Here is a 12,427-nt window from a genome sequence, read left to right as displayed (position 1 = left end):
GACTCGGTGACATAACCCACCAGCCGCTTGTCGCCGGTGCGGTCCTCGTGGGTGATCACCACCGCCTGATCGACCCCCGCCAGCCCGGCTAGCGCCGCCTGGGTCTCACCACGCTCGATGCCATACGCACGGATTTTGGCGTGCTCATCCATCCAGACGCCACCCGGACAGCTTACGAATCGGAAGCCTGCCTCTGCCGCAAACTTTCGCGAAGACTCTTCGGCCTGATATCGGTCCAGTTCTGGTCGACATAGTCCAGACATTCGGCCCGGGTGGCCTCGCCGTAAACGACCCGCCAACCGGCCGGAATATCGGCGAACACCGGCCACAGGCTGTGCTGCTCCTCGTCGTTGACCAGGACGAAGAAGCTACCGTTGTCGTCGTCGAACGGATTGACACTCACTCGTTCTCCTCACGGCCCAGTGGATACGGGTCAAAGCCAAACCAGCGCGGAACCATCCTTGTGGTGGAGCGTTATGTCCAAATCACCGATCGGCGACGTCAACTTAGCACCAATACCGTTCAATTCGGCGGTTAATTGACTGTCCCGTTACCGCCCTGCGTGGGAGTCGACGGTCGCGGGCGGGATGCCGCCGCGAGTAACACGTCAACCGGTCAAGGGTTGCCACGGTGCCGGTGGCCGGTCGGCGATCGTCACGTCGCGTCCAGCGCCGGCCGCCATGGTGGCGGCCTCACCGCGCGCCAAGGCGACCGTCGCGATGATCACCACCACCGCCGAGGCCACCAGCAACAGCCACTCCGGGCCGTCGGCCTCCAACGTTTCGCCGAGCACGGTGACCCCGAGCACCGAGGCCACCACCGGTTTGGCCACCGTCAGCGTCGGCAGTGAGGCGGTCAGGGCGCCGGCGCGAAACGCCGACTGCTGGAAGATCATCCCGCCCAGCGCGGCCAGCACCCAGCCATATAGCTCGGGTGTGCGCAACAGGTTGTCCGTACCGTGTTCGAGCACGTCAACGATGCCCTTGGTGAGCACCGCGAACAGCGCCAACGACGAACCCGACACCACCGCCAGCAGCACCGCCGCAGCGGGACGATCCGCCAGGATCCGGGCGCCCAGCACACACAATCCCAAGGCCGGGCCCAGCACCGCGGCCACCGCGATCCAGCCTTGCGGCGAGCCTCGGGAGTGGCCGGCGGTGGGATCCCCAGCCGTGATGAGTGTCGCCAACGCCGCAGCCAGCAACACCGCCGACAGCCACTCCCGCCGGGTTATCCGATGATGGGCCAACCGTGCATAGAGGGGCAGCGCGAACAGCAGCACCGTCACCTGCAGTGCCGTCACCAACATCACCGAGCCCTTGTCGAGGGCCGCGGCGAGCAGACAGTAACTGGCGATGTCGCCCAGACCGCCCAGCCACCAGCGGGTGTCGCGCAACAACATTCCGAACAGCGCCAGGTAGCCGACGGGTTGGTCGGTGATCTCCTGGGCGGACCGCTGGCGGATCACACTGCCGACCGCGGCTGCCAGCGCGGCGCACAACGCGAGAAACCCGGCGATATCGGTATTCGACATGGGGCGACCTCCTCGCCGACATCCGGCCCGCGGCCGCACGTATACCCACTATTCACGTTTCGTCTGCATCGAGTCGACCGTGCGCCGAGTTCTCAGCGGTCCCGGCGCCGAAACCGCCTCGCCGACTTAGACACTCGCGCACCGTTGCCTCAAAGGGGGAACTTGGCACCGGTCAGCTGTTCGGACAGCTCCCAGAGTGCGACGGCGGTGGCGGCGCGCCTGGCCGACCAGTTGCGCCAGGTCGGCTGGGTGCGGCCATACAGGCCGAATCGCGGGCCGACGAACGTGTTGCCGGCGAGGTCCTGCGACACCGCATACAACGTCTGGCGGGCGCCGAAGTCGGCATCGGTAGACACCATCCGGTCTACGGCCAAGACCGCCGCGTCCACCACTTTGCGGCCGGAGTTGCCCTGCAGGTTCGTGTGTGACCAGCCCGGATGAGCGGCCAGTGCGCGCAGCGAGGAGCCGACGGCATCCAGACGCCGCTGCAGCTCGCTGGTGAAGAGCAGGTTGGCCAGCTTCGACTGGCCGTAAGCCAGCCATGCCGAATACGGTCGCGACTGCCAGTTCAGGTCACTGAGGCTCAGGTAGCCGATGTTGTGCAGCAGCGAGGACACCGTCACCACCCGGTCGGTGAGCTTGGGCAGCAGCAGGTTGGTCAGCGCGAAATGACCGAGGTGATTGGTGGCCATATGGCCCTCGAATCCGTCGGCCGTCAGCGTGTATTGGGCGGCCATGATGCCGGCGTTGTTGACCAGGACATCGACTTTGTCGATGCCGTCGGCGAAGTCCCGCACCGAGGACAGGTCCTGCAGGTCGAGCCGACGCACCTCGAGGCGACACGCCCCGGGGTCGGCCATTTGCCGGGCGACGGCCTCGCCTTTCTCGGTGTTGCGTACCGCCAGGATGACGTGGGCACCGACCCGGGCCAGCTCGCGGGCGGTCACCTCACCCAGCCCGCTGTTGGCGCCGGTGACAATGACGACACGTCCGGCGAACGACGGCAGCTTTGCGGCGGTCCACCCAGGCACGGCAGACGCTGGAATGCGGAGCCTCATCAGCCGGCCCCCGGTGAGCTTTTCGCGGCGTTCCCCATGACCACTGTGGCGCGCGGCGGCACCCCGCCGCACCGATCAGGCATCCTTGTCCCACCCCGTCAGTGCCTAGTTCTTCGCGTTGGAAAACTCGACGCGTTCGACCCCGATGACATGGTAAAGCGACCCGTTGACGAAGTCCCCGACGGTGCGTCGCCACGATCCGATATCCGACCCCGAAGCCCAGCGTTTGGCCGGCGTCTACCGGCGGCGACGACTGCAGGATTCAAAACCCGTGAAGCTGGGTATCGTCCCGAATGGTCCGCGTAATCGCACGTGCGGGCCCTTCGCCGAGGAGTATCCATTTGGGATGCGATGTATCCGCCTGGCCGGACCTGCCCCGCCACGGCCGCGGGTCGGCCAGACGTGCGCCGGGCGGGTGACCCGCAGATGTACCTGGGCGTCATCGTCAACCCGAAGGCACGCAAGAACCTCGCTGCGCCGGGTGATCGCGCCGCCGAGCTGCGCGACATCGTCGGCCGGTGGGGCGAGGTGCACGAAACCGCGTCCGTCGACGAACTCCGCACGACCGTGCAACAGCTTTATCCCCGGGTTACCCACCTCGTGGGCGACGGCGGCGACGGCGCCCTGCACTGGTTGGTCAACGAAACCCAACAGTGCGTGGCCGACCCGGAACGCTGGCCGGCATTTGTGCCCACCAACGGCGGCAGTGTCAACGCCGTCGCGCGCAAGGCGGGGGTACGCGGGCGGGCCGATGCGATCGTCGGTGCTCTGGCGGCAGCCGCCGAGTCGAATCACCCGCCGCCCGAGGTGTGCCTCGACACCTTGCAACTCAACGGCGAGACCGCCGACGGCGCGCCATTCCATCGCCTTTGCTTCGGGCTGGCCGCCGGAGGTGTCGGCAACCGGTTCTACGACAAGTACTACGCCAACCCCGATCATGGCCGCGCGGCCGTCGCCTGGGTGATCGCCCGCACGTTCGGCGACTACGTGACCTCCAAGGTTGCCCCGGGCCGCATGAACAGACCCAACTGGGCGGCCCACCTGTTCGCTCCGACCCACGCCCGCGTGGTCATCGACGGCGAGGAGGTCCCGACGCGAACCCACCGGCTGCTGCACGCCGGTGCGATCGACCTGCGTATCGGCGGTCCGTTCCGGCTCTTCCCGAAGGCCGCCGCACCTGGTGCGCTGCATTTCCAAGCCGGGGACACCAGGCCCTCCAGGATTGTTGCGCAACTTCCCGCAGGGCTTACCCACGGCAGCATCCGCGGTCATCTTGTACGCGATGTCAACGGCGAAGAAATGGTCATCGAGGCCGAGGACGAGCCGTTGTCGCCGATCATCGACGGCGAGCGTTTCGTCGGCGTCGTCAGGATTGTGGCCAGCGCCGGGCCACGTTTCCGGGTGGCGCAAGTAGGGCCTGCGCGTCACCTGCCTCGGTGGTGACGTCAGCGCCGGGAGCGGATGGTGCGGGTGATCTGGGCGGACAGTTTGGGGTCGCTCAGTAGTTGGTCGACGAGGGCGACCAGGACCTCTTGTCCGGTGACGCGCGCGAGACCAAGGCGGTCGGCGGCTTCTCGCTGCCAGATGTCGAGGGCTCGGTGCTGGGCCGGGGAGAGGTCGACCGTTCGCCGGGTGCGCGCGGCGCGTGTCCGGCCGATGGTGACGGGTTCGGTCGGCGCCGCCGCGACCGACGAAGCGAATGGTGCGTCTGCGGTGTACGCCCGGAAACGTTCGGCGTCGGCGTTGATGCGATCGGCGCTGCTCATCGTGGTGCCCCCCTCGGCAAGCCATATCAGTATGTCAGTACTTCCGTTGCAGTATATCCGTAGATGAGGAGTTGCTGCACTATCACGGCGGATGCGGGTTGCGGCCGGGTCGCGACAGACATCCGCAGGCCAGCGGGGTACCGCATCTGGTCGCACCCGGCGGACGGGGAGGGTTCCGGCCGGTCGTCGGTGACGACGTTGCTGCAGATGCCTGTCATGAGGCGGCGTGCATAGGGGTTCCGGCGGCGGTCCGGGAGCAGCGGTGGCCGCGGCCCGGCGGCAGGCACGGGTGTCGTCGACTCGGGTCTAGCGCCGTCCGCACACGGCTGGCCCGCTACCGCCGGCGCGCCCGCCGGCAGCGGCCGACGACGGGATTGCCCGACAACGAGACGCCCGTCCACCACCGAGTGACTCATTTTCGCAGATGGCATGGATAGTCGTTGCTGTAATGACCGATAACAACAGAATACCGAGCACTTACGGGGCCGCATTCCGTTTATGAATTAACCTTGGATGACGGCGGTAACGCCGGTTGAGGGCGGTTGCGAACGACAAACTCTACGACCGCGTTCATGAAATACGCTAATACGCATTTCCGTATGTCAGTATCTTCGGACTTTGGCTGATTTACCTGCTTAAATGCCGCCACTTGTCGTACTGAGATACTGAGAGGCGTAGGTACGGAAATCGCTGATGATTCCCTGTTACATGCCTCGTCAGCCGGACGTTCAGTCTCATCGCAGCATCCGGTATTTGTACTATGACTCGTTAACCGAAACGCGCCTGTGAGGTTAGTACAAACCCGCATAAAAGGTACTGAAATCCTTTGCTTGTTATCGGTCCGCTGCGTTACGCTTGGCATTACCGATTAGTGAATGACGTGGTTCCGTCGATCCGGTCGAAGACCGGCTCGGAAAGGGGGAATGGCTCCTACCATGGAGACGCTTATCGATTACCTGCGGATGTGGGAAGCACGCAGGCCAGACCAGACCCTCTACCGGTTCGTGGATGCCGAAGGCCGCGAGCTCGAGCATTACACCTATCAAAGCTTCGCCGAACGGACCCGCGAGCTGGCCGCCTATTTGTTTGCAGAGGCCGGGCTGCGGCCGGGAGACCGGGCGCTGCTGGTCTACCCGCCGGGACTGGAGATGGTGGCCGCATTCTTCGCCTGCGCTCGTATCGGGGTGATCGCTGTACCGGTCAGCCCGCCTTTGCCCATGGCGTTCGAAGCGGGCCTGGCCAAGCTCAGCTTCATCGCACGGGACTGCCAGGCCAAGGCGGTGCTGTCGACCAAACAGCTCGAGTACGACTACCGCCTGCTGCTCGGGCACCGACCAGGCGGGCTGCCGTGGCCCGACGCAGCGCGGCCTCCGGAGCTGCCGTGGTTTGCAACGGACGGCACCTGGGAGTTCGGCGGCGCCCCCGTGGCGGACACGCCCGGTCCGGTGCTCTTCCTGCAGTACACCTCCGGCTCCACCAGCGATCCCAAGGGCGTGATCGTCAGCCACGCCAACGTCATCGCCAACGGCTCGGCGTTCGCCGGCGGCGAAGTGGCCGTCAGTTGGCTCCCGCAGCACCACGACATGGGCCTGATCTCCGCTTACCTGTTCATAATGCTGCTCGGTGGGACCACCCATGCGATGTCGCCGGCCGATTTCCTACAAAGGCCGTCGGCCTGGCTCCGGCTGATCAGTCAGGTGCGCGCCACCCACAGCCCGGCACCGAACTTCGCGCTGGAGTACTGCCTGCGTACGGACAAGCTGCCCACCGACGAGCTGACCGGGATCGATCTGGGCAGCCTGGACAGCCTGGTCGTCGGTGCAGAGCCGTTGCGCGCCAACACGTTTGCGCGGTTCCGGCAGCGCTTCGCCGGCTACGGTCTGCGGCCCGACGCGCTGGCCGGCGCTTACGGCTTGGCCGAAAACACCCTGATCGTGTCCATCCGGGGGCGCCAGACGCTGGCTTTGAACAAGCGGGCGCTGGGGCAGAACCTTGCCCGGGTCGAAAAGGCGCTGCCGGAGAACAACAACCAGGCCCGGGTGGTGAGCTGCGGCAAGCCCGTTGCCGGAAACGTGGTCCGCATCGTCGATCCCCAGTCGAGGCAGGCGTTGGGCGAGGGCCGAATCGGCGAGGTGTGGCTGGACGGACCCTCCAAGGGCGGCGGCTACTGGCACCGCCCGGAGCTCACCGCGGAGACCTTCGCGGCCCGTGTCACCGACGATGCGGAGCGCACCTATCTCCGGACCGGCGATCTCGGTTTCCTCTACGAGGGCGAGCTGTTCGTCTGCGGCCGTAGCAAGGACCTGATCATCGTCCGCGGCGTCAACTGCTACCCCTCCGACATCGAGGCCGTGGTGGAGCGGTCGGCCGCACAGGTTCGCAACGGCTGCGTCGCGGCCTTCTCGGTCGAGCACGACGAGCAGGAGGCGCTGGTCGTGGTCGCCGAGGTGCGCGACGAGCAGTCACCGCCCGACCCGAAGGCACTGGCGCGGTCGATCCGCCGCCACTGCCACGTCGATCCGCACACCATCGTGTGCGCGCCGCCGCGCAGTATTCCCAAGACCACCTCGGGCAAGATCAGGCGCGCTCAGACCCGACAGATGTGGCTGGACGGTCAGCTGCCCGTGCTGGCGAGCCACACCCGCCCGACCCAGGAAGTATCGGGCGCCACCGCGGGTCCGCTGGAACGCTTCCGTCATCTGATGGAGAGCTACGACCTCACCGGCAACGAGGATTGCTCCTTCGCCGATCTCGGCATCGACTCACTGGCGCTGGCCGAACTGCGCGCCGACCTGCAGGCGCTGCTGGACGAGCACGGCGCGGCGGAGCTGACCGAGGAGGTCAACACTCGATTGCTGCAGCGCCTGACCGTCGCCGAGTTCTTCCGGCTCGTATGGCAATTCGGCGATGGGTCCGGGCAGCCGATCCACGCCCTGCGCCACGCGCTCGACCGGATTGCCGCCGAGTACGAGGCATACGAGGCCATGCAGATGCGCGTCGACGCGCGGCTGCCGCTGCCGGCTCTCCCGCCGGCGCGATCGGGCGCACCCAGCGATATCCTGTTGACCGGCGCGACCGGGTTCCTGGGACCGTTCCTGCTCGCCAGCCTGCTGAGGCGGACGTCTCACACCATCCACGCGCTGGTCCGCGCCACCGATACGGCACACGGTCACGATCGGATCATCGCCTCGCTACGCCGGGCCCAGCTATGGTCCCCGGCGCTGGAGGCCGAAGTTCTGGCGCGGGTTCGGGTGGTCTGCGGCGACCTGGCCGAACCTCACCTGGGAATCGGTGAGGCCGGGTTCCGGCGACTGGCCGACACCGTGGACGGCATCGTCCACAACGGTGCCCTGGTCAACTATGTCCGAACCTACGACGCACTGCGTCCGGCCAACGTGATCGGCACCTGGGAGCTGCTGCGGCTGGCGCTGACCACCCACCGCAAGAGCTTCCATTTGGTCTCCAGCACCTTCATCTACGGCTGGAGCACTATGCCGGTGGTCGGCGAGTCGTATGGGAACGCGGAGATGGCCGGGCTGGATTTCGGCTACTCGCAGACCAAGTGGGTCGCCGAGCAGCTGACGCTGGCCGCGCAGCGGCAAGGACTCGACGTGCGGATCTACCGGCCGTCGCTCATTTCGCCCACCAGCGCGGGTTTCGGCAGCCGGGACGACATCTTGGTGCGCCTCACCGCGTTCATGATCGAGCACGGCCTGGCCGTCAACGCGCACAACCAGATCAGCTTGCTGCCGGCCGACCTGGTCGCCGACCACATCGTCGGACTGATGGGCCTGCCGGCCGACGCGGGCCATGTCTTCAACCTGACGGCGGATGATTACTACAACCTGACCGACATCACCCGGCTGTTGTCGGAACGCTACGGTTACGGCTTTGCCTACCATGACATCCCGTCATTCACCGAGCAGCTGAACCGCCGGTGCACGCCGCGCGACGCGCTGTACCCGCTGGTCGATTTCCTGACCCGCTCGGCCGGCAAAATCGAGGCGATGCGCGACAAGCGTTACGACAACACGCAGTACCGGCATGCCCGCGCGCTGGCCAAGGTCGGGTTGCGCGAACCGGCCCTGGCCGACACGGTGGATGCGCTGGTCGAGTTCCTGCGGCGCGAGCAGCTGATCACCGAGGCTGAGACCGAGGCGCAATGCAGTGCGTAGCCACGACGTGGAGGACTCGTGGTAAGGGCGCATCCGTCCAGGGGGATCACCATGTTCACTGTCGATGACCAGGCGGCGGGCCCGCATGACGCGTCGCTGGACCACGAGCGAATCGTCCTTCAGGCGCGCGACGTCGAGTTCGACTGGGCGAAGCTGCCGTTCTACTACGTGCCCAACGAGCCCTTCACCACCCACTTCTGCAACGTCCTGCATCTGCTGCTGCCGGCGGGCGAAGAGTTCATTGTCGAGGTGTTCAAGAAGGCACTGCCACTGATCAAGGACGACCAGCTGCGGCTGGACGTGCAGGGATTCATCAGCCAGGAGGCCATGCATGCCCAGGCACATTCCGGGGTGCTCGAGCGCTTCGCCGCCAGAGGCATTGACGCGAAACCGTTTACCGATCAGCTCCGCTGGCTGTTCGGCAAGCTGATCGGTGACCGGCCCCGGTGGAGCCTGCGACGACGGCAGAGCTGGTTGCTGGAGCAGGTTTCGATCGTGGCGGCCATCGAGCACTACACCGCCATCCTGGGTGAATGGATTCTCGACACCCCGCAGCACGACGCCCTCGGCACCGACCCGGTGATGCTGGATCTGCTGCGCTGGCACGGTGCGGAAGAAGTCGAGCACAAGGCGGTCGCCTTCGACACCATGAAGCACCTGCGGGCCGGGTACTGGCGGCAAGTGCGCACCCAGCTGCTGGTCACGCCGGCGATGCTGTGGTTGTTCATCCGCGGCGTGCGGTTCATGTACTCCGTCGACCCGCACTTGCCGCCGGGCACCCAACCACGCTGGCGCGACTACTTCGACGCGGCGCGACGGGGCTTGGTGCCGGGGCCTTTCCAGTTCCTGCGGGTCATCGGCGCCTACTACACGCCGCGCTTCCACCCGTCCCAGCTCGGCGGGGTCGGACGTGCCGTCGAGTATCTGGCCCGATCCCCTGCGGCCCGAGCGTCGCACTGAGCATCGAGGAGCCATGGCCCGTACTGTCACCGCATCGGATGGCGTGACCCTAGCGGTGCACGCCTACACCGAGATCGACCCGCGGCGCCCGACCCTTCTGGCCGTCCACGGCTACCCGGACAACCACCACGTGTGGGACGGCGTCGCGACGGAACTCGGTCAGCGCTACCCCGCCAAATACAACGTCGTGGCCTACGACGTGCGCGGTGCCGGCGAATCGAGCCGACCGGCCGACCAGTCGGGATACCGGCTCCCCCAATTGGTTTCCGACGTCGGCGCGGTGATCGACGGCCTCGGCGTTGACCGGGTCCACCTGCTGGGGCACGACTGGGGCGCGATCCAAGGCTGGACGGCGGTCACCGACGACTCCGTGCTGGCCAGGATCGCCTCGCTCACCTCGATCTCCGGGGCGCACCTGGACTATGCCGGCCGGTTTCTGCGGTCACCGCGCACGCCGCGCGCCCTGGTCGACGTCGCCCGACAGATCCTGGCTTCCTCCTACATCTGGTTCTTCCTGTGTCCGGTTGCGCCGGAGATAGCGATCCGGTCCCGGGCGCAGGTGAAAGTGTTTGAGGCCGTTGAACGTATCGGCCGATCAAGCACCCGCAGCCGGCGTGACGCGTCGCCCCGGTCGCTCGACGACTACCTCAACGGGCTCAACCTGTACCGCGCCAACATGCCCGCACCGCTTATGGCACCGCCGGCGCAACTGCCGCAGGCCCGCGTCCCGGTGCAGGTGCTGGTAGCCCGTCAGGACTATTTCGTGACACCGGCCCTGCAGCGTTTCACCGGTTCTATTCCGGCCGAGGGCAGGGTCGTACCGATCGAGGGCAGCCACTGGGTGGTGACCTCGCGTCCCGACGTCATCGCGCGGCTCACCGGCGAGTGGGTCGACATGATCACCGAAGGCGTGGCCCCGGCGGGTGAGTCCACCCAACCGCGCTCTGTGCCAGGCACACTCGCGTTGGTCACCGGGGCGGGTGCCGGGATCGGCCGGGCCACCGCAGTGGAGTTGGCCCGTCAGGGTGCGCATGCCGTGGTGATCGTCGACCGAGATCTGGCCGGTGCCAACGACACCGCGGAGGCCGTGCGGGCCGCCGGCGCCGAGGCCGCGGTCTACCAGGCCGACGTCAGCGACGAAGTCGCGATGAACGACCTTGCCGCACAAGTGCGTAACAAGCACGGTGTGGTCGACATCCTGATCAACAACGCAGGCATCGGAATGGCCGGCCGGTTTCTGGAGACCACGCCGGAGCACTGGGACACCATCATCGGGGTCAATGTTCGCGGCGTCATCAACGGCAGCCGAGCATTCGGAGCGCAGATGGTCGAGCGCGGTCAGGGGGGCACGATCATCAATGTGGCCTCGGCGGCGGCGTATGTGCCGTCAAAATCGATGGTCGCCTACGGCACCACGAAGGCGGCGGTGCTCGCGCTGAGCGAATCGATGCGCGCCGACTTCGCCGATGAGGGCATCACGGTCACGGCGGTGTGCCCGGGTTTCGTCAACACCAACATCGCCAAGAGCACGGTCTATGCGGGGCTGACCGCCAAGCAGCAGAAGCGCGCCCGCGCCAGGGCCGACGCCGCGTACCGGCGGCGCAACTACACTCCGGAGGCCACCGCCAAAGCCATTGTCAGGGCGGTGCGAACCGGCCCGGCGGTGTTACCCGTCGCGGCCGAGTCTCGGCTCGGGTATGCGCTGCGCCGCATCAGTCCGTCGCTGGTTCGGCTGTTCGCGCGCTTCGACATTCGGCAGACATAGGGAGTTTGTTGTGGCGCAGACTATTTGGAGCAGCAGGCCCGCCGACCTGTATGGTCGCCGCCGGCGCGATCGCATGCTGACCGCATTATGCGGCGTGGGTGCCCTTTTCGGCGGCTTTGCCTCGGCGTCGCGGTGGTCGCCATCGCAGATAGTGCCGGTACGGCGGACCACTGCCGCCGTGGTGGCCAAATGTGAATTGATTGCCCCCGACGTGGTTGCGTTGACGTTGGCCGACCGTGACGGCGGGCTGTTGCCATCCTGGACCCCCGGAGCGCACATCGACGTCCGGCTGCCGTCGGGGCGCCGCCGGCAGTATTCACTGTGCGGTCCGCCAGGGCGGCGTACCGACTACCGCATCGCCGTGCGCCGGATCGCCGACGGCGGAGGCGGTTCGATAGAGATGCATGAGGCGTTCGCCGAGGGCGACACGCTGATGTTCGACGGCCCACGCAACGCGTTCTACCTCGTCACCGACGAACGGGACGTGTTGTTCGTCATCGGCGGCATCGGGGTGACCCCGATCCTGCCGATGATCCGGCTGGCCCATCAGCATGGAATCGACTGGCGCGCAGTATATGCCGGCCGGAGCCGGGGCTACATGCCGTTGCTGGACGAAGTGGTGGCGGTGGCGCCGGATCGGGTGACCGTGTGGGCCGACGACGAGCGCGGCTGCTTCCCCACCGCCGAGGACCTGCTGGCTGAAGCCGGGCCGACGACGGCGGTGTATGTGTGCGGGCCGAGCGGGATGCTGGAGTCCGTGCGGGTAGCGCGGGGCCGATACGCTAACGCGCCCTTGCACTATGAGCGGTTCGGTCCCCCGCCCGTGGTCGACGGTGTTCCGTTTCAGCTGGAACTGGCACGCTCACGGCGGGTGCTGGACGTGCCCGCCAACCGGTCGGCGCTGGGCGTCATGCTCGATCGCGATCCGGCGACGGCATATTCGTGCCAGCAAGGGTTCTGCGGGACCTGCAAAGTCAAGGTGCTGGCCGGCGAGGTTGATCGTCGGGGGCGCGCCGCGGAGGGCCAGAACGAAATGCTGGTCTGCGTTTCGCGAGCGAAAAGCGATCGGGTGGTCATCGACGCCTGAGTGGGTAGCGGGAGTTACGGATTGAGCGCCGGCTCATGCCAGCCCCATACGATCTGGATGCCCATGTCCCACGGGAAGTCCT

The 12,427-nt window shown here is 66.7% G+C and carries 9 protein-coding genes; 5 read left to right on the top strand and 4 right to left on the bottom strand.

Annotated elements, in window-relative coordinates; all coding sequences use genetic code 11:
• Positions 1-172 precede the first annotated feature (172 nt).
• From MKAN_RS21005 to MKAN_RS20995, 3 genes are all read right to left on the bottom strand, one after another.
• Positions 173-403 (bottom strand): MbtH family protein, encoded by a 231-nt coding sequence (locus MKAN_RS21005; protein WP_023371845.1) that lies wholly within the window; start codon positions 401-403, stop codon positions 173-175.
• 204 nt (positions 404-607) lie between these two features.
• Positions 608-1,534: a DMT family transporter gene (locus MKAN_RS21000; protein WP_023371843.1), complete on the bottom strand. Its 927-nt coding sequence runs from the start codon at positions 1,532-1,534 to the stop codon at positions 608-610.
• 149 nt (positions 1,535-1,683) lie between these two features.
• Entirely contained in the window at positions 1,684-2,565 is an 882-nt protein-coding gene (locus MKAN_RS20995; RefSeq protein WP_036391196.1) for an oxidoreductase, read from the bottom strand.
• Between the two features lie 453 nt (positions 2,566-3,018).
• Between MKAN_RS20995 and MKAN_RS20990 the strand changes: the two genes are divergently transcribed.
• The gene (locus MKAN_RS20990) at positions 3,019-4,035 is read left to right on the top strand and encodes a diacylglycerol kinase family protein (protein WP_036391194.1); all 1,017 of its coding nucleotides are present in this window, start codon (positions 3,019-3,021) and stop codon (positions 4,033-4,035) included.
• Between the two features lie 2 nt (positions 4,036-4,037).
• Here MKAN_RS20990 and MKAN_RS20985 read toward each other — a convergent pair whose 3' ends face one another.
• The gene (locus MKAN_RS20985; RefSeq protein WP_023371837.1) at positions 4,038-4,358 is read right to left on the bottom strand and encodes a hypothetical protein; all 321 of its coding nucleotides are present in this window, start codon (positions 4,356-4,358) and stop codon (positions 4,038-4,040) included.
• Positions 4,359-5,293: 935 nt separating this feature from the next.
• On the opposite strand from MKAN_RS20985, the gene MKAN_RS20980 reads away from it, so the two are divergent.
• The 4 genes from MKAN_RS20980 to MKAN_RS20965 are packed head-to-tail and all read left to right on the top strand — an operon-like array spanning position 5,294 to position 12,345.
• Positions 5,294-8,533 (top strand): thioester reductase domain-containing protein, encoded by a 3,240-nt coding sequence (locus tag MKAN_RS20980; RefSeq protein WP_023371835.1) that lies wholly within the window; start codon positions 5,294-5,296, stop codon positions 8,531-8,533.
• A gap of 51 nt (positions 8,534-8,584) precedes the next feature.
• Positions 8,585-9,493, top strand: coding sequence for a metal-dependent hydrolase (locus tag MKAN_RS20975; RefSeq protein ID WP_023371833.1), 909 nt, complete (start codon positions 8,585-8,587; stop codon positions 9,491-9,493).
• Positions 9,494-9,506: 13 nt separating this feature from the next.
• Positions 9,507-11,258: an SDR family oxidoreductase gene (locus tag MKAN_RS20970; RefSeq protein ID WP_023371831.1), complete on the top strand. Its 1,752-nt coding sequence runs from the start codon at positions 9,507-9,509 to the stop codon at positions 11,256-11,258.
• Positions 11,259-11,268: 10 nt separating this feature from the next.
• Entirely contained in the window at positions 11,269-12,345 is a 1,077-nt protein-coding gene (locus tag MKAN_RS20965) for a PDR/VanB family oxidoreductase (protein ID WP_036391187.1), read from the top strand.
• Positions 12,346-12,427 lie beyond the last annotated feature (82 nt).

It is taken from the genome of Mycobacterium kansasii ATCC 12478, assembly GCF_000157895.3.
GTDB classification, from domain to species: domain Bacteria; phylum Actinomycetota; class Actinomycetes; order Mycobacteriales; family Mycobacteriaceae; genus Mycobacterium; species Mycobacterium kansasii.
The sequence above is the reverse complement of the archived record's forward strand: the minus strand, read 5'-3'. Positions and strand labels throughout refer to the sequence as shown.

What these genes read in the sequence shown, in the direction of transcription:
- MKAN_RS21000 (WP_023371843.1), bottom strand. Translation starts at nt 1,534, where the DNA reads ATGTCGAATACCGATATCGCCGGGTTTCTCGCGTTGTGCGCCGCGCTG.
- MKAN_RS20990 (WP_036391194.1), top strand. Translation starts at nt 3,019, where the DNA reads ATGTACCTGGGCGTCATCGTCAACCCGAAGGCACGCAAGAACCTCGCT.
- MKAN_RS20985 (WP_023371837.1), bottom strand. Translation starts at nt 4,358, where the DNA reads ATGAGCAGCGCCGATCGCATCAACGCCGACGCCGAACGTTTCCGGGCG.
- MKAN_RS20970 (WP_023371831.1), top strand. Translation starts at nt 9,507, where the DNA reads ATGGCCCGTACTGTCACCGCATCGGATGGCGTGACCCTAGCGGTGCAC.
- MKAN_RS20975 (WP_023371833.1), top strand. Translation starts at nt 8,585, where the DNA reads ATGTTCACTGTCGATGACCAGGCGGCGGGCCCGCATGACGCGTCGCTG.
- MKAN_RS20980 (WP_023371835.1), top strand. Translation starts at nt 5,294, where the DNA reads ATGGAGACGCTTATCGATTACCTGCGGATGTGGGAAGCACGCAGGCCA.